24 protein-coding genes are annotated in these 22,511 nt (G+C 32.3%); 8 read left to right on the top strand and 16 right to left on the bottom strand.

All coding sequences use genetic code 11. The annotated features are described in order from the left end of the window. Positions 1-4: 4 nt before the first annotated feature. The 14 genes from DG508_RS11585 to DG508_RS11515 form a co-directional block, all read right to left on the bottom strand. Positions 5-823, bottom strand: coding sequence for an enoyl-ACP reductase FabI (locus DG508_RS11585; RefSeq protein WP_103864623.1), 819 nt, complete (start codon positions 821-823; stop codon positions 5-7). Between the two features lie 101 nt (positions 824-924). After that, positions 925-2,583 carry a DNA repair protein RecN gene (gene recN / locus DG508_RS11580; protein ID WP_108868293.1) on the bottom strand — a complete coding sequence of 553 codons (1,659 nt, stop codon included), beginning with the start codon at positions 2,581-2,583 and terminating at the stop codon, positions 925-927. Between the two features lie 168 nt (positions 2,584-2,751). After that, positions 2,752-3,636: a type IX secretion system protein PorD gene (porD, locus tag DG508_RS11575; RefSeq protein ID WP_108868292.1), complete on the bottom strand. Its 885-nt coding sequence runs from the start codon at positions 3,634-3,636 to the stop codon at positions 2,752-2,754. Continuing rightward, entirely contained in the window at positions 3,633-4,841 is a 1,209-nt protein-coding gene (gene coaBC, locus DG508_RS11570) for a bifunctional phosphopantothenoylcysteine decarboxylase/phosphopantothenate--cysteine ligase CoaBC (RefSeq protein ID WP_108868291.1), read from the bottom strand. The genes porD and coaBC overlap by 4 nt, the downstream gene beginning before the upstream one ends. Positions 4,842-4,845: 4 nt before the next feature. After that, positions 4,846-5,178 (bottom strand): DNA-directed RNA polymerase subunit omega, encoded by a 333-nt coding sequence (locus DG508_RS11565; protein ID WP_101449737.1) that lies wholly within the window; start codon positions 5,176-5,178, stop codon positions 4,846-4,848. Positions 5,179-5,191: 13 nt separating this feature from the next. After that, positions 5,192-5,986, bottom strand: coding sequence for an outer membrane protein assembly factor BamD (locus tag DG508_RS11560; protein WP_108868290.1), 795 nt, complete (start codon positions 5,984-5,986; stop codon positions 5,192-5,194). A gap of 234 nt (positions 5,987-6,220) precedes the next feature. Beyond that, positions 6,221-7,147: an ion channel gene (locus DG508_RS11555; RefSeq protein ID WP_108868289.1), complete on the bottom strand. Its 927-nt coding sequence runs from the start codon at positions 7,145-7,147 to the stop codon at positions 6,221-6,223. A 19-nt stretch (positions 7,148-7,166) separates the two neighbouring features. Further along, positions 7,167-8,039 carry a 4-hydroxy-tetrahydrodipicolinate synthase gene (gene dapA, locus DG508_RS11550; protein WP_108868288.1) on the bottom strand — a complete coding sequence of 291 codons (873 nt, stop codon included), beginning with the start codon at positions 8,037-8,039 and terminating at the stop codon, positions 7,167-7,169. 1 nt (position 8,040) lies between these two features. Then, positions 8,041-8,565, bottom strand: coding sequence for a DUF6913 domain-containing protein (locus tag DG508_RS11545; protein WP_234418222.1), 525 nt, complete (start codon positions 8,563-8,565; stop codon positions 8,041-8,043). A 915-nt stretch (positions 8,566-9,480) separates the two neighbouring features. Continuing rightward, positions 9,481-10,176: a hypothetical protein gene (locus tag DG508_RS11535; RefSeq protein WP_108868286.1), complete on the bottom strand. Its 696-nt coding sequence runs from the start codon at positions 10,174-10,176 to the stop codon at positions 9,481-9,483. A gap of 233 nt (positions 10,177-10,409) precedes the next feature. Continuing rightward, entirely contained in the window at positions 10,410-12,410 is a 2,001-nt protein-coding gene (gene ligA, locus DG508_RS11530) for an NAD-dependent DNA ligase LigA (protein ID WP_108868285.1), read from the bottom strand. A 16-nt stretch (positions 12,411-12,426) separates the two neighbouring features. Next, a complete protein-coding gene (locus DG508_RS11525) occupies positions 12,427-13,017 on the bottom strand; it encodes an LOG family protein (RefSeq protein ID WP_108868284.1) in 591 nt (196 codons plus the stop codon). A gap of 12 nt (positions 13,018-13,029) precedes the next feature. Further along, positions 13,030-13,875 (bottom strand): peptide chain release factor N(5)-glutamine methyltransferase, encoded by an 846-nt coding sequence (prmC, locus tag DG508_RS11520; protein WP_108868283.1) that lies wholly within the window; start codon positions 13,873-13,875, stop codon positions 13,030-13,032. 14 nt (positions 13,876-13,889) lie between these two features. Beyond that, positions 13,890-14,378 carry a GNAT family N-acetyltransferase gene (locus DG508_RS11515; protein WP_108868282.1) on the bottom strand — a complete coding sequence of 163 codons (489 nt, stop codon included), beginning with the start codon at positions 14,376-14,378 and terminating at the stop codon, positions 13,890-13,892. Positions 14,379-14,517: 139 nt separating this feature from the next. Here DG508_RS11515 and DG508_RS11510 point away from each other — a divergent pair, with 139 nt between their 5' ends. From DG508_RS11510 to DG508_RS11490, 5 genes are all read left to right on the top strand, one after another. Continuing rightward, on the top strand, positions 14,518-14,979 hold the full coding sequence (locus tag DG508_RS11510) for a hypothetical protein (protein ID WP_108868281.1): 462 nt from the start codon (positions 14,518-14,520) through the stop codon (positions 14,977-14,979). Positions 14,980-15,074: 95 nt separating this feature from the next. Continuing rightward, positions 15,075-16,118, top strand: a complete 1,044-nt coding sequence (gene ribD / locus DG508_RS11505) for a bifunctional diaminohydroxyphosphoribosylaminopyrimidine deaminase/5-amino-6-(5-phosphoribosylamino)uracil reductase RibD (protein ID WP_108868280.1) — start codon at positions 15,075-15,077, stop codon at positions 16,116-16,118. Beyond that, positions 16,111-16,719 (top strand): HAD family hydrolase, encoded by a 609-nt coding sequence (locus DG508_RS11500; protein ID WP_108868279.1) that lies wholly within the window; start codon positions 16,111-16,113, stop codon positions 16,717-16,719. The genes ribD and DG508_RS11500 overlap by 8 nt, the downstream gene beginning before the upstream one ends. Then, a complete protein-coding gene (locus DG508_RS11495; RefSeq protein ID WP_108868278.1) occupies positions 16,716-17,585 on the top strand; it encodes an EamA family transporter in 870 nt (289 codons plus the stop codon). The genes DG508_RS11500 and DG508_RS11495 overlap by 4 nt, the downstream gene beginning before the upstream one ends. 22 nt (positions 17,586-17,607) lie before the next feature. After that, positions 17,608-18,222 carry an IMPACT family protein gene (locus DG508_RS11490; RefSeq protein ID WP_199912786.1) on the top strand — a complete coding sequence of 205 codons (615 nt, stop codon included), beginning with the start codon at positions 17,608-17,610 and terminating at the stop codon, positions 18,220-18,222. Here DG508_RS11490 and DG508_RS11485 read toward each other — a convergent pair. After that, entirely contained in the window at positions 18,219-18,623 is a 405-nt protein-coding gene (locus tag DG508_RS11485) for an acyl-CoA thioesterase (RefSeq protein WP_108868276.1), read from the bottom strand. The two genes, DG508_RS11490 and DG508_RS11485, sit on opposite strands and share 4 nt — an antisense overlap. A gap of 204 nt (positions 18,624-18,827) precedes the next feature. Here DG508_RS11485 and dnaA point away from each other — a divergent pair, with 204 nt between their 5' ends. The 3 genes from dnaA (at position 18,828) to DG508_RS11470 (ending at position 21,758) form a co-directional block, all read left to right on the top strand. Continuing rightward, entirely contained in the window at positions 18,828-20,255 is a 1,428-nt protein-coding gene (gene dnaA / locus DG508_RS11480; RefSeq protein ID WP_108868275.1) for a chromosomal replication initiator protein DnaA, read from the top strand. Between the two features lie 97 nt (positions 20,256-20,352). Then, positions 20,353-20,817 (top strand): low molecular weight protein-tyrosine-phosphatase, encoded by a 465-nt coding sequence (locus DG508_RS11475; protein ID WP_108868274.1) that lies wholly within the window; start codon positions 20,353-20,355, stop codon positions 20,815-20,817. A gap of 209 nt (positions 20,818-21,026) precedes the next feature. After that, positions 21,027-21,758: an SAM-dependent methyltransferase gene (locus tag DG508_RS11470; protein ID WP_108868273.1), complete on the top strand. Its 732-nt coding sequence runs from the start codon at positions 21,027-21,029 to the stop codon at positions 21,756-21,758. 13 nt (positions 21,759-21,771) lie between these two features. Here the strand turns inward: DG508_RS11470 and DG508_RS11465 are convergent, their stop codons facing one another. Next, the gene (locus tag DG508_RS11465) at positions 21,772-22,416 is read right to left on the bottom strand and encodes a peptidoglycan-binding protein LysM (protein WP_108868272.1); all 645 of its coding nucleotides are present in this window, start codon (positions 22,414-22,416) and stop codon (positions 21,772-21,774) included. Positions 22,417-22,511: the final 95 nt, after the last annotated feature.

Here is a 22,511-nt window from a genome sequence, read left to right as displayed (position 1 = left end):
GTTATTACTCTTCGTCAACAAATTTATCCATCACAAGTTGGCTTACTCCCATATTAGAAAAACCACCATCGTGATACAAATTCTGAAGTGTTACTTTTTTGGTCAAGTCAGAAAATAGTGTGATTGTATAGTCTGCACATTCATCTGCCGATGCATTACCTAGCGGTGACATCTTATCTGCATACTCAATAAATCCATCAAATCCTTTTACTCCTTTTCCTGCTGTAGTAGGTGTTGGAGATTGAGAAATTGTATTGACACGTACCTTATTATCTCTACCAAAGAAATATCCAAAACTACGTGCTATAGATTCTAGATACGCTTTATTATCAGCCATATCATTATAATCAGGAAATACTCGTTGTGCTGCCATATAGGTCAATGCAACTATACTTCCCCAATCATTCATTGCTTTTTTCTTATATAAGGTTTGCATTGTTTTATGAAAAGACAATGCAGATACATCCCAACCTTTTTGGCTCCAGTCATAATTAAGGTCTGTATAATGACGTCCTTTTCTTACATTTACAGACATTCCTATAGAATGTAAAACAAAATCAATTTTGCCTCCCAAAATTTCCATTGCTTTTTCTACAAGATTATCCAGATCTTCTAATGAAGTTGCATCAGCTGGTATAACCTGAGCATTAGTCTTTTCTGCAAGGGTATTTATAGCCCCCATACGCATTGCAACGGGTGCATTGGTAAGAACAAAACTCCCACCTTCTTCAAAAACACGTTCTGCAGTTTTCCAGGCGATGGAATTTTCATCAAGCGCCCCAAAAATAATTCCTCTTTTACCTTTTAATAAATTATGTGACATTTAATTATAAATTAAAGTATGGTTATACGAGCGGCAAAGATAATAAAACAGGCAAATCATAACTAATCTAAATAGGTTTTAGTTTAACATACTTAATAACCTTATCTTGAACTCAGTAAAGACTTTGCATGAGTTATTGCCGAATCAGAAATATTTTTCCCTCCTATCATTTCGGCAATTTCTTTCACTCGCTCTTCTTCATCTAGTAATTTTAGGCGAGTAATAGTCGTATTTTTGGCATCCTCTTTATAAACCTTATAGTGATTTTGGCCATTGGCTGCTATCTGTGGTAAGTGTGTAATACTAAAAACTTGTAAGTTCTTACTCATATTCATCATAAGATCTGCCATTTTATGAGCTACCTCTCCAGAAACTCCCGTATCTATCTCATCAAAAATAATAGTTGGCAAATGCGTATATCTAGACAGAACAGATTTTACAGCAATCATAATTCTAGATAATTCACCACCAGAGGCTACTTTTTTAAGTTGCCCATATGTTCCGCCTTTATTTGCCGAAAACAAAAAGACTAATACCTCTTTTCCGTTGGCTAAATATTTTTCTTGCAACTCCAACGAAGCCTGAAATGAAGCATTAGGCATCCCCAATGCTTTAAGGATAACCTCTAACTCCTTGATTAATTGCGGGAGTGCTTTGCTTCTTTTTTTATGAATCGTTTTTGCAACTTCATCCAATTGAGATTCAGTGATAGATATTTCTTTATTTAATCGCTCTATATCCTCACTCAAAGATTCTGTTGCAGAAACTTTTTCTCGCAAAGAATCTGTTATTAGAACCAACTCTTCTATACTAGAAACATTATGTTTTATTTGAAGGTTGTGTAATAATTGTAGTCGTTGACTAATTTGTTCTAATCTCTCAGGATCAGCTTCCAGTTTCTCTAATTCGTCTAGGAGCGTATTACTTACATCATCTAACTCTATATAAATACTCTGAATACGTTTGGACAACTCTTGCAAAGAACCTGAAAATGATTCTATTTTAGAAAGATTATTTTTTACCGTATTTAATTGATCTGTTACACCAACTTCTTCTGATGAAACAATAGCAATTGATCCAGACAGACGTTCTTGTATTTCTTCTATATTATTAAGTTGCTCATAGTGTTCTTCGAGCTCTTTTATCTCTCCTGGTTTAAGCTTTGCCTCTTCTAATTCTTGTAATAGAAAAGAGTTGTAATCATACTCTTTATTGAACTTTTCTTGACTTTCAATAAGTGTGTTTACTTCTTTTTTCTTTTCTTTCAATAAACCAAGTCCTCTTTTATATGATTGAATTTGCCGATCAGCACCAGCCAAAGCATCCAATACTTCAAACTGAAAATCATTGGTAGTAACCTCCAATGTTTGATGCTGACTATGAATATCTATTAAGCGAACTCCTAGCGAAGCTAGCGAACTTAATGTAACAGGAGTATCATTTATAAAGGCTCTAGACTTACCAGATGGTAAAATTTCTCGCCTGATTATCGTTTGATCTTCATAATCTAACGCTTCTTCTTCAAAAAAAGAAGTAAGCTTATAATTTTTGATATCAAAAACCCCTTCTATCACGCATTTTTGAGAGCTATCTTTGATACTACTCAAATCTGCTCTTTTCCCTAATAGTAATCCTAGAGCTCCAAGTAGCAACGATTTACCCGCTCCTGTTTCTCCAGTTATCGTTATTAAATCGGCATCAAAAGATACTTGTAGTTGCTCTATTAATGCGAAGTTTTTTATAGAAAGACCTCTTAGCAAAGGATAGTAAAATTTTATTGTTATAAAAAAGTAAAGATACTATAGTTTTAAAAAGATTACATCAGTTCATTTCTATTTTTTTTAAATAGATTACAATTTACGATGTATTACATGAAAATAGTATTTATTTTGGAAAAGCACAGCACATTAAACACACTATATACTTTATCAAAACTTTATATTCTCCCAGCTTTTTGAATATGTAGGCGCTACCCTATTCAGTATTTGAATTGTCTCAGCAATATTAACAGAAGGGCCTCCTGAAAAAACATTTGAAATTTCATCTGCTTTGGCATCAAAAAAGACTCTCATTATATACGAATTTGGCCTAGCATCATGCATACCCTCTAAAGATTTCATTGCTTCTGCAATTGTCTCTTTTCCTTGCTTAATATTATTATGCATAACATCTAGCCCGTCTTTATGATATGTATACATAGCCTCTCTATATCCTTCGTAAGTACCAGACAATAAATCATCATTAAGCCTAAACCTATTAGGATTCTGCTCTCTAGCCCAGCCTACTGTATTACCACTTTGGGCATTACCAACTATATTCTTAGCTTCTTGATAATAAGGTGTACCACTGTTTAACTCAAAAGTATCTGCATCTATTCCTAAAATAGTGTATAAATAAAATGCCACAACAGAAATCAAATTAGACTCGTAACTATTAGGGTTATAATTCAACGGTTGAAACTCCAAATAATTAAAATTAAACTGCTTGTCATTAATATTAAAAATAGTTGTACTATAACTAGATCCATACACAGGTCGAGATGCCTGCACCTGTATAGTTGCAGAAAAAGCATCGTTATCATAACTACTTATAGTAATAAAAAAACTACAGTTAATCCGCTCTTCTGTTCTATAATCTACAGTTGTCCATTTTGTATTATTGATAAACTCTGTAAGTGATCGCTCCAAGGTCTTAAAAACTTGCAGATTAGGGTTTCCTGTTTGCTCAGCATTAACAGCTACAGTTGCGTTAAATTCTTGAGCATTAAGATTAACTCCTATTACTAGTATTATGACAAGAAACAACTTATTCATCCTTTTAATGTTTTAATTTCATTAAATATGTCATGCGCAACTTCTGACTTTGTTTTTAAGTCAAACGCTTTAATCTCTAATTTATGATTAATCAAAGTCACTTTATTCGTTTTTCCTTTAAAACCAGCACCTTTATCATTAAGAGAATTGAGAACTATTAAATCTAGATTCTTTTTTTTGAGCTTATTTTTAGCATTTTCTTCTTCATTTTCTGTTTCTAAAGCAAATCCAACAAGAAATTGATTTTTTTTCTCTTGCCCCATCCATTTAAGGATATCTTTTGTTCGTTCCAGTTCAATTGAAAACGCTGTATCTTTTTTCTTTATTTTTTGATCTGAAACATCCTTAGGTCTATAATCAGCAACAGCTGCTGATGCAATAGCGATTGTACAACTATTATATAATGATACAACAGCCTCATACATTTCTTGTGCGCTTACTACATTTACGACCTGTATCTGACTATGATCCACTTTTAGTGCAGAAGGCCCTAAAATCAAATGTACTTGTGCTCCTAAGTTTGCCGCCTCTGTAGCCAATTCTATTCCCATTCTACCACTAGAGTGATTCCCTATAAATCGTACAGGATCTATCGCTTCATAGGTTGGACCTGCAGTAATAAGGACTTGCTGCCCTTTTAGTGGGAGCTTTTCTAGGATATCTTTTTCTATAAATTCAATGATATTTTCAGGCTCTGCCATACGCCCTTGCCCCACTAATCCACTTGCCAACTCACCTGATTCTGAAGGAATCATACTATTCCCAAATTCTTGTAATTTACTAAATGTTTGATGAGTAGAAGGATGATTATACATATCTAAATCCATAGCTGGAGCAAAATATACTGGGCATTTTGCAGATAAATAGGTAGCCAGCAATAAATTATCACTAGTACCCATTGCCATTTTTGACATTGTATTGGCTGTGGCTGGCGCTATAAGCATCAAATCCGCCCATAACCCAAGATCTACATGATTGTTCCATACTGCATCCTTATCCTTTTCATCAAAAAAGGTAGAGTGTACAGGGTTTTTGGACAATGTAGATAGGGTAAGCGGAGTAACAAAGTCTTTTGCCGCAGGGGTCATAATCACTTTTACCTCTGCTCCAGACTTAATAAACAAGCGTACCAAAGTTGCTGTTTTATACGCAGCAATACCAGCGGTTACACCTATTAGAATTTTTTTACCGCTTAAAATAGACATCTACTTATAGTGATTCTGTGTCTACTTTTGTGTTTCTATGGTATATTTTACCTTCTAACCATTCCTGAACTGCTAATGCATGTGGCTTTGGTAATCTTTCATAAAACTTAGAAACTTCTATTTGCTCTTTATTTTCAAAGATTTCTTCTAGACTATCATTATAAGTAGCAAATTCATCAAGTTTTTCAAGAAGCTCTTTTTTGATATCTGTATTGATCTGAGTAGCTCTTTTTGATATTATTGAAATTGCCTCATAAATATTATCTGTTGGCTGATCAATTCGATTTTTATCAATTGTAGTCGTATTTACTGGCGCATTACTTTTTTTCAAATCCATCTTCTACTATATTTTATTTAAATTGTTCTAGTCTATTTTTTATGTCTTCACCTATTTTATCTGCTTTTTCCAGATATTCTCCTTCAGTTTTATAATACTTCTTATAGTTATTATAATATCCCTGAGCAGTTTTCAAACGTTCTTCTACCAAAACCTGGTAACTTCCAATCGCCAAAAGATACTCTGACTCTAGCTTATAATACAATACTTTTTCTCTATAAGATGAACCTGGGTGATCTACCAAATAGTTATCAAATGCATAAATAGCTACTTTATACTTTTCTCTATGATGATATTGTTTTGCTATTTCGTAAGCCTTCTTCTCCTTTTTATCTCTAAGCTTTGCTACTAACTCATTGGCTTCTTTGAGTTTTTCACTTTCAGGATATTCATTGATAAAAGCTTGTAATTTTTCTATTGCAGTATCTGTATCCTCCTGATCCAAACTATATCGTAATGACAAATGAGAATAGCTTTTTGCTCCTTTGAAAGCTGCATCTTCCTTTTTTTGACTTTTTGGATACGATTTTGCAAATCTTTCAAACTGATATCCTGATAGATAAAAATCTTCTAATTGATAGTATGTATCAGCGTAGTAATACATTATTCTTTCTGCTTGAGGCTTTCCTCTAAACTGTGGTACTATCTGCTCAAAAAGCCTTAAAGCTTTTTTGTACTTACCGTCTTTATAGAGTTCTTCTGCGACCTTATATTTAGCCGATACATCTTCTCCTCTAAATACTTTTTGGTATTCACTACAAGACCCTAAAAACAATACAAAAATAAGTAAATACAGTAATTTCTTCATATCTTAAAAAACATCTGGCAAAAGTATGTATTTCTGCCGTATTACAAAAACTTTAATTCATCTATTCATCCGTCATAACATATTACTGTCACAAAACCGACTGATAAATTTTATTAATAAACATGATAAGCACCTATTGTCTTAACAATTTTAGCTCATTTCAATAAACTATATAATTAAACAGTTGTTGCAAAACTCATGAATATTTATAACATAAAAATGACTTGCAAAAGCTTAAGTAGTTTTATCTGAGTATGTCTTATCAAGGTTATCATGATCAAGAATCGTATAACCTTCATCATCATAATAAAACGCTGGAATAAACCTTTGATCATGTTCTAGGTTTTTTAAAACATAAGAATGTACCTGATGTACTTCCTGTGCAAAAGATTCATCATAGTAACTTACCAATATCAACACTTCTCCATTTATTTTTTTCAACTCTTCTCTGTCAAAATCTTTTAGAGGGCTTGATTCATTAATTGGATGTACTATTGTCCATGTTGTTGGCAGATATGTAATTGAATTTCGTTCCAACTTGAGGTTATAAAAATTATTAATATACTTTTTATCCTCGTTCTTTTGAGATAAAATAAGCGTAGCTTCTATATGTGGCCGAATCATTACGTTAGCATTTCTACTCATCAATCTAAACATAATGCAATCATTCTCATTATGTGCTCGCAAAACCATTGTGCTACTAAACCTAATATTTGCTCTTGGTCGAGAAAACCTACCATACAATAGCCCTGTAATAAATGAAAAACTCAACAACCCTATAAGTGCTTCAAAGGAAGATATAATACCAAAAAGAAGTCCTTTTGGAGCCATTGCCCCATACCCTACTGTTGTAATTGTTTGTGCAGAGAAAAAAAATGCATTCAAAAAGTCTTTAAAAACATCTCCTGTAGGCTCAGTAATTTGAGAAATCCCTAAAAATGTATAAATAATTGCAAAAAAGGAATTAATCAAAGTATACCCCAATATCACCCATAGAAAAAAACGAGTCCAACTAATACTAATTAGGTAGTTGTAACTTTCAGATAATGAAACGGATCTATTAACGTGTTTAATATTAAAAGATCCATCTGGGTTGATAAATCGTTTTGCATATTGATTTGAGGATTTACCTACTCCAGGATCTTTTATCTTTTTTGCCATTATTTTTTAAGGAAAAATACTACTCCGCAATATATGCTTTAATTTTTTCTGCCAGAGCAGAAGAAACAGGTATCAAAGGTAAACGAAGATGATCATCACATATTCCTTTTACTTTTAATATATTTTTAATCCCTGCTGGGTTCCCTTCTTCAAATGCGTACTCTAAAACAGGCATAAGCTTATACAATATACTGTATGCTTTTTCTATATCTCCTGACAACCCTAGTCGTATCATTTCTGAAAACTCAGCAGGAAACCCTTGTCCTATTACACTTATAACTCCATCTCCGCCTGCAGTCACTGCAGGCAATGCCAAGGCATCATCTCCTGAAATCACTTTAAAATCTACAGGTTTATCTTTAATAATCCTAAGAACCTGTGTAAAGTCACCCACCGCTTCCTTGACTCCTACTACATTATCCAATTGCGCTAGACGCAAAGTAGTTTCTGCTGTCATATTAGCACCTGTTCTTGATGGTACATTATACAGTATAATTGGTAATCTAGACACGTTACTTATAGCTTTATAATGCTCATATATTCCTTCTTGGGTAGGCCTGTTATACATAGGTACTACAGAAAGAATTGCATCAAAATCATCTGAATTCACTTCTTTAACCTCTTCTAATACTACTGATGTATTATTACCTCCTACTCCAAGAACCAAAGGAAGTCTTTTGTTATTTACCGCAACAATATGTGCTATTAATTTCTTCTTTTCTTCCTTAGAGAGCGTAACAGATTCCCCTGTGGTCCCTAATACAACAAGGTATTCTATAGTACCTTCTATACAAAAATTAACTAATGACGTAACTCCTTCATAATCTATTGAACCATCCTTATTAAAAGGGGTAGCTAATGCTACACCTGTACCTCTTAGAAAATCACTCATGCTATATAATCTGTAAAATTTTTAAATATTTTTTTAGTTCTGAAATAAAGAGGTTGGTATCATTTGTGGTCGCCCCAATAATCAAATCATTAATACGATTGTCTATTGCTGCAAAACCTACTTTGAATTTTGCCTTAGATGCTGCCGCTACATAGTTCAATTCTATTGCATCTTTTTCATAAAAATTAATCAATACATCATAATCTTCATTTATAAAATCCTGCAAAGATTTACTTTTTACAGCACCAGTAACTCCAAAACTTTTATCATTATAATACGTAGTATCTTTATCATCTTCAATTTCTTTCAAATCTTCTTTATACCCTACTATCTTTAATTTATCGGATTTTACCCCTAACTCATTAGCTAGTTTCAATAATGAAACAACATTAATTGATTGGGATGCATCGATAAGAACTGCTAGTGTCTTAAGATTAGAAATGCTTTGAGATGTTCCGTCTCTCTTATTCAGATACGTTTCTACACCTTTTTTTATTGCATTCCTTTTAAGGCCTTTTAAAATCATTTACTAAAAAATTGATAGGCCACAAATGTAGCCATTTTACAAATTAAAATCATCTCGTATACTTTAAGAAAAAAGAAAAATCACATAATTAAACAACATAGTATTTTTTGTTAAATTTAAAAATATTTATCACTTACATATTTTTCATCTAACGGTTTTGTTTCTATAAAAAATATAGTCAAAAAATACAGCCCTACCACTTCTGTTATATTAATAAGAACTGTAAACACCTTATTATAGTAATACAACTCATTAATAGTCAAAAGACCATCTACAAACAAAGTGCAACAAGCAGCTATAAAAAGGTAAATTGATTTCTCGAATCGATTCGCCGAATAAATAAAAAAACAAACTGTAACAAAAAGGAGAAGCGTTATTGTTACAAGAGTTACTTCCTTTAAAGAGCTACTAATTTTTGGTAACACCAATTCTATCAAAGAATAAATAAGATACCCTATCAACAGTATACTTAGCAATACTTGAGGTGTTAGTAATAGTCTCAGTTTTATATCTCGTTTAGTTATAAATTTCTTAAGCAATAACACACATAACACATAAAATATTGCAGTCAATATCGCAATAAAAGTATAATATTTCTCAAAATCTAAATAGATAAAAACATTAATTATCGTAATCACCAACATACTTAAGGGAAATAAAAAGTCTGGTTTTTTAATAAATCTTAAATACAGTACTATCAATGCTATTGGCACAACAGGTTTTACATAGACCAACAACCATTTATTAAAAAAAATCGCTATCGATACAACGATCAAACAAGCAAAATGAAAAAAGGAATATGTAACATCTGTTTTTCTCAAAGAAATCGCAATAAACTATAAAAATGTATACAAAATACTAATTTATAACGTAAAAAAAACAGCAATTCTTAAAAACAACCACATTTTACCAAAATTAAAAACCCTCAAATTCTTCTGCTTTCAGAACTAATGTCTTCGTTATCATGTATTTTACTAGAAAAATAAACCCAAAGGGGCTACATATCATAATAAACATTTTTAATTCATTTGATTCTAAATAAAACCTATCTATTAAAAACATAAAATCACTAAATGCAAAATTCAACATTGATAGAAAAAACCATAATGATTTTTCTGACCTTATATTGATATAATGCATCGCTCCTATAATCAACAAAACATAAATTAACAACAGGTAAAAAAAACCAAATACCTGCAGATTCCCCATAAGTGTTTTAAGCTCATAATAAGTAATTGCAAGAATAACAGTAAACAAAACACTCCCTAATATCAATGTAAAAATATCTCTCTTATTATATATAAACGACTTATGGTTGAAATACAAAAAATAAAATAATAGAATATAAATCACGATATGCATAACAATGTGATATTTAATTCCGTTTTCAAAAGCACAGAAAACAATCAATTCTTTTATAAAAAATACCGCAAGAATAATGATTTTGAATACTCTTACCTGCTTGGTGTATATAAAATAAAGGGAAGCAATTGCAAAAAAAAGAAATAAGCACGCATATCTGGTTATAGATTCATTATGAATCACAAAACCTGCTACTTGCAAAATAATCAAAAAAAAGATTAAAATCTTTAGTAATTTCCCTCCATTCATCAAATACAGTTTGCATCGAGAATTTAATAAAATAAAAAACCCAAATACCTATTATACAGTTAAATAACATTCCCTACACACAAGATACTAAATTTTAGTTTAACTTAAAATTTTCTTAAAATCTTATATATTAAATGTTTTTTTTCACTGCACAAAAGCAACAACATAAGATGATATAACAGATAAAATCAAGCAGAGATATCACTGATTACAAAAAAAGAGCTTTTTTGGCTTTACTCCTTCTCTATCTTTTGTAAAAACTCATCTTCGCTAATAATCGAAATCTCTAATTTATTTGCTTTTTCAAGTTTACTAGGCCCCATATTAGCCCCAGCAATAATAAACGACGTTTTTGAAGATATTGAACTAGAAACTTTACCGCCATTATCTTCTATCATTTTTTTAAGTTCATTACGTGATACTTTTTCAAAAACTCCTGAAACTACATATGTCTCACCTTCTAACTTATTGGTTTGATTAGCTAATTTCTCTGCAGAAATCTCTAACTGAATGCCATATTGCTGTAACCGCCTTACTAAGTTTCTATTTTCTTCAGAAGTAAAAAACTCTACAACACTCTGAGCTATTTTTATCCCTATCTCATCTACATTAACTAATTCCTCTTCTGAAGCATTGACAATAGCATCTATAAACTTATAATATTTCGCTAATTTTTTAGCAACTGTTTCACCTACATATCGAATCCCTAATGCAAACAAAACACGTTCAAAAGGTATTTTTTTAGATTTCTCTATACCTTCAATTAAGTTCTCTGCACTTTTTTCTGCCATTCTTTCTAATGGAACAACCTGCTCTTTTTTTAACTCATACAGATCAGCATAATTCACTATCAACCCTTCATTTACTAATAATGCAACAGTTTCTCCCCCAAGCCCTTCTATATCCATAGCTTTTCTTGAAATATAATGCTGTATCCTCCCTATGATTTGTGGAGAGCAACCTGCATAATTAGGACAGTAATGTTGTGCTTCTCCTTCTTTTCTGATAAGTTCAGTTTGACACTCAGGGCACTCAGTAATATAGATTGTGTGCTCTGAGTCCTCTTTCCTTTTTTTGAGATCTACTCCTATTATTTTAGGAATAATCTCTCCTCCCTTTTCAACAAAGACAGTATCTCCTACTCGTATATCTAATTTTTCTATCTGATCTGCATTATGCAATGAAGCTCTTTTTACAGTAGTTCCCGCAAGAGAGACAGGTTCTAGATTAGCAACAGGAGTTATTGCTCCTGTTCTACCTACCTGATATGTAATTTCATAAAGCTCTGTAGAGACCTGTTCTGCTTTAAATTTATAAGCCATAGCCCACCTAGGTGCTTTTGCGGTAAAACCAAGTTCTTCTTGTTGTTGCAAACTATTTACCTTGATCACAATTCCATCTGTTTCATAAGGTAAATCATGACGATGCTCATCCCAATACGCAACAAATTCTAACACCTCATCAATAGAATTCACCATTTTTGACTCTGCAGGAACTTTAAACCCCCAATCTCTTGCCTTTTGGAGACTCTCAAATTGAGTAATAATCCCCAGTCTATTTCCTGTTATATTATACAATAAACAGTCTAATGGTCGTCTAGCGGTCTCACTACTATCTTGCAATTTTAAACTACCAGAAGCTGTATTTCTAGGGTTGGCATACGGCTCTTCTCCTGCCGCAACTCGCTCCTCATTCATTTTTATAAATCCATCATAAGGCAAAACAATTTCTCCACGAATATCAAACTTAACAGGAAAATCACCTTTTAATTTCAAAGGAACCGACTTAATTGTTTTTATATTTGTCGTTACATTATCTCCTTGAATACCATCACCTCTTGTTACTGCCTTTGCCAATACTCCATCTTCATAAGTAAGGCTTATTGATGCACCATCATATTTAAGTTCACAAGTGTAATTAATATCTCCATCTATTTGCTTTTTTAAACGTTTTTCCCAATCTAATAAATCTTCTTTTGAGTATGAATTATCCAAAGAATACATTCTATGTTCATGTACTATTGTTTCAAAATTCTTAGTAACCTCACCTCCTACTCTGAGTGTAGGAGAATTAGGGTCATAAAATTCAGGATATTTTTCTTCAAGCTTTTGTAGCTCTTTTAGCTTCATATCAAACTCATAGTCACTTATTACAGCTGCATCCAACACATAGTAATTGTGGTTATGCTGTCGTAACTCTTCTCTTAATTCATTAATTTTTTGTTCTGTACTCATTCAATTATTTATGATTTCAGGTTCTATCTTTTTTTAACCATTTTGACACTTTTAGTGACTTAAAAGCCTTCATTTTCTCTAATAACTTATCTATATCTTTATCCACAAGAAGGAGCTTATAATCTTCCTTTTTTAAAAACTCTTTATGCACCATATGTTCAAGCATTGCCAATAGATCATCATAAAAGCCTTCTACATTCAAAAGCCCAATTGGTTTTTGATGCAACCCTAACTGCGACCATGTTATAACCTCAAACAATTCTTCTAGTGACCCAAACCCTCCTGGAAGAGTTATAAAACCATCACTGAGTGCCTGCATCTTCATTTTTCGTTCATGCATATTAGTTGTAGTAATTAATTTATGTACTCCTAAATGAACAATTTCTTTTTGTTTTAAAAACTCAGGAATTACACCAACCACTTCTCCGCTACATTGCATAACTGAATCAGCTACTTTTCCCATTATACCAATTTTAGCTCCTCCATACACCAAAGATATTTGTTGCTGCGCCATTTTTTTTCCCAAAGTAACTGCCGCTTCAACTATTCTCTCATCATCCCCCTCACTACTACCACAAAATACACAAATTGAATTCAAAGCTCTCATTACACAAATACTTTAATCAAAACAAGCTTTTATCATCCTGTCATTAGCATACAAATCTTTACGCAAGGTTACCGATAAGAACCCTTGCTCTTGTATCATTTTTTTTGTTTCTTTTCCTAAATATTGATTAATTTCAAAATATAACGTTCCATTACTATTCAGCTTTTCTACTGCTATACTCGTAATCTTTTTATAAAAAACCAACGGCTCATTATCAGAAACAAACAACGCTCTTGCTGGCTCATTGTTGAGCACATTAGCTTTTATCTCTGTTTTCTCCAACTCACGTACATATGGTGGATTTGATACAATAACATCAAAATTTTGCAACATTTCATCCATATTCAAAATATCTGCCTTAATAAATACGACATCTACTTTATTTTGTTTTGCATTTTCTCTAGCTACTTCTATTGCTCCTTCTGAAATATCAATTGCATAGACCTGTGCTTCTGGTAAATTTTTAGCCAAAGTAACAGCTATACAACCACTACCTGTTCCTATATCCAAAATCTGCACTTTCTTATTTTTATAATCTTTTACAATCCAATCGACTAATTCTTCTGTTTCAGGTCTTGGAATAAGAACATTTGAATTTACCACAAATGATAAACCATAAAAATAGGTGCTTCCTATTATATATTGAATAGGCTCTTGTTTTTCTAATCGTTTTCTAGCCAGATCAAATGTGTTCAACTCTTCAAGAGTAAGCTCTTTACTTAAATTTATTGCAATATCTACCCTCGATAAATCCAAAATTTTTTCAGAAAGTAAATAAAAAAAAGATGTTACTTCATCAGCATCATAGATTTCTGATAAAACATTTATAAAACTAGTTCTCAGGTCTTGTATTTTCAATTCAAGGTGTATTTTTATAACTCTTTAATCATCCAGGCTTGACAATTATAATGTCCTGTGTCTCCCATTGGTTTTTCCAAGGGTAAAAAACCTACTCTTTTATATAATTTTCTTGCAGCCTCCATATATGGCATTGTTTCTAGATAGCATTTTACATATCCTGCTTCTTTTGCAAATTCAAGACATTTTTGTATCATTTGAAATCCAATTCCTTTTCCCCGGGTGCAAGGTAAGAAATACATTTTTTGCAGTTCGCAAATAGTCTCTGAATCTCCCCCTTCTAATGCTGCAATACCTGCCCCTCCTATAATATTTCCTTTTTCTTCTACGACATAATACCTCCTTCTTGGGTAATCATAAGTTTCATACATTTTATCCAAAGCTTCATCTTCATAAGCTGTTCCTACTTTAGGAACCCCCATTTCTATCAACACATCTCGTATCACAGTAGCAATCTTTGTATTATCTTCAATTGCTATCTTTCTGATTTTTATATCGCTCATATTATATTTAAAATATTATTTTTGTGACATCTTAACAAAATTTCAGACCTGAAAAACAATTCTGACTCTTTGTTTGAGCACAAAAGTTTAATCTCTTATCATAGAGACTGAAATATACATTAAATCTCACCAGAAATCAATGCGTAAATTTCTATTATTATTAACAATAATCACATGTACTACCAACTGTTCTATTTCTAAAAAACCAGAATTTAGATACATTGATAATATTATGGTTAAAAATATCAGCCTACGTAATATAACTCTTAAAGCTGATGCTGTTTTCAACAATCCAAACAACCTACAAGGAAAACTCTCTATAGATAGTATTCAAATTTTTGTAGATCATATACATGTAGGAAAAGTTTCTGCTCAAGAGTTTAATGTTCCTACCAAAAATGAATTCACCATTCCCTTAGAAGGAACTTTTTCTCTTTCTAAGATTTATAAGGACAATAAAAAAACTATTCTTGGTAATATATTAAACGTAATTCAAGCAGATTCACTAAACATTCAATATAAAGGTGCCATTAGGTATCACTTTGGGCACTTTTCTTATTCATATCCTGTCGACAAAGAACAGAAAGTAAGATTAAAATAGGTGCTTTTTACTGCAAAAATCTATCTCATTAATTCATAAATCTTAAAACAAGACATTAAATACATAGTTTTACCTATTTTTATTATTTATAAACATTGACACTACACGAAAAATACATAAAACGATGCATCCAGTTAGCCAAAAATGGGCTAGGAACAACCTATAACAATCCGTTGGTAGGTAGCGTAATTGTTGTTGACGATACAATTATAGGAGAAGGATGGCATTATCAATCAGGAAAACCTCATGCAGAAGTAAATGCCATTGCTTCTGTAAAAGACACCTCTCTACTCAAAGATGCTACTATATATGTAAGCCTTGAACCATGTAGTCATTTCGGAAAAACACCTCCCTGTAGCGACTTAATCATAAAAAAGGGGATTAAAAAAGTGGTTATTGGCACCATAGACACTTTTGCAAAAGTATCTGGAAATGGAGTTCGTAGACTAATGAATGCAGGGTGTGATGTTGTCCTTGGTGTTTTAGAAAAAGAATGCCTTGAATTGAATAAACGTTTTTTTACTTTTCACAATAAAAAGCGACCTTATATTGTTTTAAAATGGGCTCAAACCCTTGATGGTTATATTGCGCCAGCTCATACCAAAAAAAGAGAACCTGTATGGATAACCAATACTCATTCTAAACAAATTGCTCACAAATGGCGAGCAGAAGAACAAGCTATCTTGGTAGGTAATCAAACCGTTATAAAAGACAACCCAAAGCTCACAACCAGAAATTGGTCAGGCAATCACCCTATAAGAATTGTTATTGATCGGTCTAATCAAATTCCCGTGAATTCTAACATCCTAGATAACATTACCAAAACAATACTAATTACCACCGAACAACATATAAAAAAAAGTACAGATACACTTATTTATGAAGCCGTTGATGCACACAATAATATTGCAAAATCAATCTGTGACATCTTATACAAACATAAAATTCAATCTGTAATTATAGAAGGGGGCACACATACCATACAATCTTTTATCGATAAAAATCTTTGGGATGAAGCTAGGGTTTTTGAAGGAAGTATTACTTTTGAATCTGGAACAAAAGCTCCGATATGTAAAGGAGTTTTAATTTCGAGAGAAAAAATAACAACAGACACTTTAACCACCTATAAAAATGATTAAAACTTTAGTTTTTGATTTTGGAGATGTTTTTATCAATCTAGACAAACCTGCCACAGAAAGAGAATTTTTAAAACTAGGAGAAATCTCTTCTGTTTCAGAAATACAACGCCTCAATAAGCGCTATGAGGTAGGAGCTATTTCTACCCAAGAACTCATAACATCTTTTCAAACATTGGTTCCAGAAGCATCAAAAAACGAAATAATTAATGCCTGGAATGCTATTCTAAAAGATTTCCCGAAACATCGTTTTGAGTTTATAAAAAAAATAGCCTCTGAACAGCAATACAAATTAATACTACTAAGCAATACAAATGAATTACATATAAAATGGATTGCAGAACATATTCCATTTTTTGAAGAATTCAAGTCATGCTTTGATATTTTCTATCTTTCTCATCAAATCCAAATGAGAAAACCCAATACCGAGATTTTTGAATTTGTACTGAACCAAAATAAACTGAACCCTACAGAAACATTATTTATTGATGATACTAAAGAAAATACAGACGCTGCCGCATCATTAGGCATTCACACTTGGAACAACAACCCTAAGACCGAGGATGTAACAAGCCTATTCACTACAAAATCAGACATATTGTGATTTATTTACTCCTAAGTGTCCTTGCCTCAACCCTGATCTTTATAATTTTCAAGTTATTCTCTAGATTTGACATCAATATACTACAAGCAATCATTGTAAATTATATTGTAGCCTCAATTTCTGGAATGATTGCATATACTGAACCTATCAATATAGTTTCTATATCAAAAGAAGGTTGGTTTTATGGCACTATGATACTAGGGGTTATTTTTATATCTGTATTTAATCTAATGGCAATAACGACTCAAAGAAATGGGCTTTCTGTAGCCGCAGTAGCCACCAAGATGAGTGTAACGATACCCATCATATTTGGAATTATTGTTTACCACGAAAGCACTGGAGTTGTAAAAATAACAGGAATCTTAATTGCCCTTATTGCCGTTTTTCTTACCTCAATAAAAAATACAGGAGGGGTTCCTATTACCAGAAAAAATCTAATATTCCCCCTACTCGTCTTTATCGGTAGCGGTATTATTGACACAAGTATTAAATTTCTTGAAACACATCATGTAGCAGAAAATGATGTCCCCATTTTTTCTGCCACTATTTTTGGGTTTGCTGCTATTATAGGTATTATCATACTTTTTATAAAAGCAATTACAGGAACACTCAAAATTAAACTCAAAAATATAATAGCAGGAATCGTACTAGGTGTTCCAAATTATTTTTCGATATTCTTTTTAATAAAAGCATTGCGATATAATAGCATGGACAGCTCTACCGTTTTTACTATTAACAATGTAGCCATACTTTTGGTTTCTACTTTTGCTGGGATTCTTTTTTTTAAAGAAAAATTACTTCTCAAAAACTGGATTGGAATTATTCTAGCCATCGCTAGTATTATTCTGGTTACCTTTTCTATATAACTAAACATTAGACTTGGATACAATAGACGATACATATAAAACCATTAATACTCCAGGAGAAGAAACCCTCTACAAAGATAAAAACAGTAAATTCTATGGATATGCTTTCCCTGTAACTACAGAAGACGAAACAAAACAAATTATCACCAAACTAAAAAAACAACACCATTCAGCAAGACATTGGTGCTATGCATGGCAAATAGGGATAGAACAAACTAGATACCGTGTAAACGATGATGGTGAACCCTCTAATTCTGCTGGTCAACCAATCTATGGTCAAATCCTATCGTATGATGTTACCAACATACTAATTATAGTTGTTAGATATTTTGGAGGAGTAAAACTTGGCGTAGGAGGATTGATTAATGCTTATAAAACTTCTGCACAACTTGCACTAGAAGCATCAACCATTGTAGAAAAAACTATTGATGTTCATTTTGAGATTGTTTTTGAATATAAAGACATGAACAAAGTAATGCGAATTATTAAGGAAAATAATCTCTCAATCATAAAACAAAACCTTGAACTTAATTGTAAAATTTATATTTCTGTAAGAAAAAAGTTTATTGATAAAATAAAAAATGCTTTTTCCTCGTTGTATGAGGTAGAAATAAAAAAAGTAAAAGATTTAGATTAGGAATTTTTAATTTTTTCTAATAAGTAAGGGGGACATGGAATAGGTTTTCGGGTTTTGCTATCAACAAAAACCAAAGTAGCAGACGCCGTTGTTAATAACTCTCGTTTTTCATTGAAGATTTCGAAGTCAAAAACTATTTTAGCTGTAGGAATTTTCCTTAGCGAAGTTTTAACAGTCAATTCATCGTCAAAGAAGGCAGATTTCTTAAATTTAAAATCTAATGTAAACACAGGAAGCATAATACCATTTTCTTCCATTGTTTTATAAGAGACCCCTAATTGAGATAACCAGTCAATTCGAGCTAACTCTAAGTACTGTGCATAGTTACCATGGTGTACCACCCCCATTTGGTCTGTTTCAGAGTAACGCACTTTTAGTAAGGTTTCAGAAATGATTGACATAGGTTAACTATTTAGAATGATTAAAGCAAATTAAAAGTAATGCTATCAAATTATGCGAAAAAAATAATTAATATTCAACCCCCAAATCGTTTTTTTTTTACATTTTTTGTTCACATATTTGTCAAGCAAAATTAGTAAGGATTTTTTTTCAACAACATCCTTTCACATAGTACCATAATAAAAAAAGTAAATCTAACCGCAATAATGAATGTAACCGCGCAATCAGTTTGGGATAGTTGCCTGTCTTTTATAGAAGATAACATTACACCTCAAGCTTATAAAACTTGGTTTGAACCAATCAAAGCTGTAAAACTTACAGATGGCGCTCTAAGTATTCAGGTACCTAGTAAATTTTTTTACGAGTGGCTAGAAGAACATTACGTCAACTTACTTAAAGTATCTTTAACTCGTGAATTAGGAGAAGGTGCAAAGTTGGTTTATGTTATAAAAATGGAAAACACTTATGGCAATAAAAAGCCATTTACTGAAAAAATACCAAGTGCAAATAGAACCGCAGTCAACTCTCAAGAAGTAGATGTTCCTATAAAAAGTAAGAACCCAGAGCTCAAAAACCCTTTCGTTATCCCCGGAATACGAAACGTAAAAATAGAATCTCAATTAAACCCGAGTTATAATTTTGAAAATTTTCTCGAAGGTGATTCTAACAGATTAGCTCGCTCTGCTGGTATGGCTGTTGCCAATAAACCTGGTGGAACTTCTTTTAATCCATTATTAATTTTTGGAGGAGTTGGTTTAGGAAAAACACATTTAGCGCACGCTATCGGTGTAAATATCAAAGATAATTATCCAGAAAAAACAGTTTTATATATCTCAGCTGAAAAATTCACGCAACAATATATAGAATCTGTAAAGAAGAATAATAGAAATGATTTCATTCATTTTTACCAAATTATAGATGTACTTATTGTAGATGACATCCAACTTCTATCTGGAAAAGCAGGAACACAAGATGTATTTTTTCACATATTCAACCATTTACACCAAAATGGCAAGCAAGTAATCCTTACAAGTGATAAGGCCCCTGTAGATATGCAAGACATAGAACAGCGATTACTATCTCGTTTCAAATGGGGATTATCTGCAGAGTTACATCAACCTGATTTTGAAACCAGAATATCTATTATCAAAAACAAACTATATCGTGATGGCGTTGAAATGCCTGAAGATATCGTTGAGTTTTTAGCCAATAATATCAAAACAAATATTCGTGAACTAGAAGGAGCTATTATCTCATTAATCGCCCACTCTTCTTTCAATAAAAAAGACATTACAATAGATCTTGCAAAAGCTATTGTAGATAATTATGTGAAAAACACCAAACGTGAAGTATCTATTGACTACATTCAAAAAGTAGTTAGTGATTATTTCCAAATGGACGTAGAAACATTACAATCTAAAACACGAAAACGCCATATTGTTCAAGCTAGGCAATTGGCTATGTTTTTTGCAAAAAAACTAACCAAAGCATCATTAGCTAGTATTGGAACACAAATAGGAAAAAGGGATCACGCTACCGTTTTACACGCCTGCAAAACAGTAGACAACTTATCATCTACAGATAAGCAATTCAGAAAATACGTAGAAGACTTAGGAAAAAAACTCACTTTATAACAACACACATCTATAAACTCAGGTAGAATATTTCACCAAACAAGTTGTATACATCACAACTTACAAAATCAATTATTAGCCTAATACCGCATTACAGATGAAAACAAAAATCTTAATGGTATGCCTTGGCAATATATGCAGATCACCATTAGCCGAAGGTATACTACAATCCAAATTAGATTCCTCAAAATTCAGTGTATCTTCTTCTGGCACCAGCAATTACCATATTGGCAATAAACCAGACCTGCGCTCTATTGAAGTTGCTAAAAAAAACGGGATAGATATTACATCTCAAAAAGCAGCACAATTCAAGTCAAGTGATTTCAACACATACGACTACATATATGCTATGGACAACTCTAATTATCAAAATATAATCAACATAGCATCTAATAATAAAGACAAAAACAAAGTACAGCTTATACTTAACGAACTTTACCCAAACGAGAATCTTGATGTCCCCGACCCATACTACGGAGGAGACAAAGGTTTTGAAGATGTCTTCCAAATGCTAGACAAAGCTTGTGATATTATCACATCAAAACTCAACTCTACAAATTAACCAATTACTAATACCTACCTCATACTATCATCACAAATAATAACGTTAGTATAGAAAAATAACACTATTTTAGTAAACAACACATATAAAAAATATTTTCAACCCATAAAGATTAACTCAAATTCAGTATTCCTTTTTTAACTTTTAACACAGTAAAACTAGCGTATACAACAAGAAAATCTTTATCAAAATAAGCTACAACACAACCTATGGAACCCAACCCCCTAGATCCCAAAGGAAGACTATACCTAATCCCTACACGATTAGGAGACGATGTCCCACTAGAAGTACTTCCTATATCAATCAAAAAGGTACTAGAACAAGTTAACCACTATATAGCAGAGAACGAGAAACCAGCAAGAAGGTTTATTAAAAAAGTAAGCCCCAGTAAATCTCAACGCTCTCTAATCATAAATACAGTCAATAAGTATACTGATATTTCTGAGATTCCAGAATACCTAACTCCATGTCTTAACGGAGAATCAATCGGACTTCTTTCTGACGCTGGATGCCCTGGAATTGCAGATCCTGGAGCAGAAGTTGTAAGAATTGCTCATGAAAAAGGAATAAAAGTAACTCCACTTGTTGGCCCCTCCTCTATCTTACTAGCAATGATGAGTAGTGGAATGAATGGACAAAACTTTACTTTTAACGGATACTTACCGATAGACAAAAACGAGAGAAAATCCACCATCAAACACCTCGAAAGAACTTCTTTTGAAAAAAATCAATCACAGATATTTATAGAAACCCCCTACAGAAACGACAAAATGTTTCTTGACCTCATAACAATACTACATGACAACACCCGATTATGTATTGCATGTGATATCACACTTACTACAGAGTTCATAGTAACCAAAACAATAAAAGAATGGAAAAAAGAAGAAACAGTAGACCTTCACAAAAGACCTACCATATATATTATACAAAAAGATTAATGCTTTTATATAATCAAAAAATCACTTTTGCTCTCCTATCAGGAACAACAAAAGAAGTGTCATACCCACCAAAACGCTTCATATAATAACGAATTGTAGTACCAAAGGCATCAGAAAAACCTTCTACTCCACCACTACGCACATATTTCTTCACAGAACCAGGGCCTGATAAATGAGCTGCAGCAAGAATCCCCGATTCAGTAACCTTAACCCCATTAATCACTTTACCATCAAACCACTGAATATCTCTACGTAAAATCCATTTATTTCTAGAAAGATTGGCATAAAACGCTTTTTCTTGCAAAGCAGGATCATTAAGAAACTCATTCCTACCGATCTTCTTAAGACCAATTAAAGCTAAAGTATTTATCCCAAATTGGTATTTCCCCAAATAACCAAATTGATTTACAACACCATAATCACCTCTAGACTCCTTAAACGCAAGAGCTTCTTTAAACCCTACATAAGATCTTCCAAGTTCAGGAGCAAAAAACAACTCCTCTTCCTCTATTTCACTAAAATTAGGAGCAACATAATACAAGTCTAAACCTTCAGTACTATAAGAACTAAGATCAATACTTTCTTCTGTTGTAAAACTCAATAAGAATATACCCCCAATTGTAAGTATTCCAGATAATCCCACTATCCTTTTTATCATATAAAAAATTTCTAAGTAGCCATCATAAAAACGTCCCCCACTACTTAAATTTTTGCCGTGCAAATGTACAACTTTTTTAAAAAATAAGAAGAAAG

Source organism: Aquimarina aquimarini, assembly GCF_900299535.1.
In the GTDB taxonomy this organism is placed as follows: domain Bacteria; phylum Bacteroidota; class Bacteroidia; order Flavobacteriales; family Flavobacteriaceae; genus Aquimarina; species Aquimarina aquimarini.
This window is presented reverse-complemented; position numbering and strand designations above follow the sequence as displayed.

Excerpts from the sequence above, each read along its gene's own strand:
- DG508_RS11510 (WP_108868281.1), top strand. The coding sequence starts at position 14,518 with ATGCGTAAATTTCTATTATTATTAACAATAATCACATGTACTACCAAC.
- dapA (WP_108868288.1), bottom strand. The coding sequence starts at position 8,039 with ATGAGTGATTTTCTAAGAGGTACAGGTGTAGCATTAGCTACCCCTTTT.
- DG508_RS11545 (WP_234418222.1), bottom strand. The coding sequence starts at position 8,565 with ATGATTTTAAAAGGCCTTAAAAGGAATGCAATAAAAAAAGGTGTAGAA.
- dnaA (WP_108868275.1), top strand. The coding sequence starts at position 18,828 with ATGAATGTAACCGCGCAATCAGTTTGGGATAGTTGCCTGTCTTTTATA.
- DG508_RS11565 (WP_101449737.1), bottom strand. The coding sequence starts at position 5,178 with ATGGATTTGAAAAAAAGTAATGCGCCAGTAAATACGACTACAATTGAT.
- DG508_RS11555 (WP_108868289.1), bottom strand. The coding sequence starts at position 7,147 with ATGGCAAAAAAGATAAAAGATCCTGGAGTAGGTAAATCCTCAAATCAA.
- DG508_RS11485 (WP_108868276.1), bottom strand. The coding sequence starts at position 18,623 with ATGTCAATCATTTCTGAAACCTTACTAAAAGTGCGTTACTCTGAAACA.
- DG508_RS11525 (WP_108868284.1), bottom strand. The coding sequence starts at position 13,017 with ATGAGAGCTTTGAATTCAATTTGTGTATTTTGTGGTAGTAGTGAGGGG.
- ligA (WP_108868285.1), bottom strand. The coding sequence starts at position 12,410 with ATGAGTACAGAACAAAAAATTAATGAATTAAGAGAAGAGTTACGACAG.
- DG508_RS11585 (WP_103864623.1), bottom strand. The coding sequence starts at position 823 with ATGTCACATAATTTATTAAAAGGTAAAAGAGGAATTATTTTTGGGGCG.
- porD (WP_108868292.1), bottom strand. The coding sequence starts at position 3,636 with ATGAATAAGTTGTTTCTTGTCATAATACTAGTAATAGGAGTTAATCTT.
- DG508_RS11535 (WP_108868286.1), bottom strand. The coding sequence starts at position 10,176 with ATGAATGGAGGGAAATTACTAAAGATTTTAATCTTTTTTTTGATTATT.
- DG508_RS11515 (WP_108868282.1), bottom strand. The coding sequence starts at position 14,378 with ATGAGCGATATAAAAATCAGAAAGATAGCAATTGAAGATAATACAAAG.
- DG508_RS11500 (WP_108868279.1), top strand. The coding sequence starts at position 16,111 with ATGATTAAAACTTTAGTTTTTGATTTTGGAGATGTTTTTATCAATCTA.
- DG508_RS11475 (WP_108868274.1), top strand. The coding sequence starts at position 20,353 with ATGAAAACAAAAATCTTAATGGTATGCCTTGGCAATATATGCAGATCA.
- DG508_RS11560 (WP_108868290.1), bottom strand. The coding sequence starts at position 5,986 with ATGAAGAAATTACTGTATTTACTTATTTTTGTATTGTTTTTAGGGTCT.
- coaBC (WP_108868291.1), bottom strand. The coding sequence starts at position 4,841 with ATGTCTATTTTAAGCGGTAAAAAAATTCTAATAGGTGTAACCGCTGGT.
- DG508_RS11465 (WP_108868272.1), bottom strand. The coding sequence starts at position 22,416 with ATGATAAAAAGGATAGTGGGATTATCTGGAATACTTACAATTGGGGGT.
- DG508_RS11470 (WP_108868273.1), top strand. The coding sequence starts at position 21,027 with ATGGAACCCAACCCCCTAGATCCCAAAGGAAGACTATACCTAATCCCT.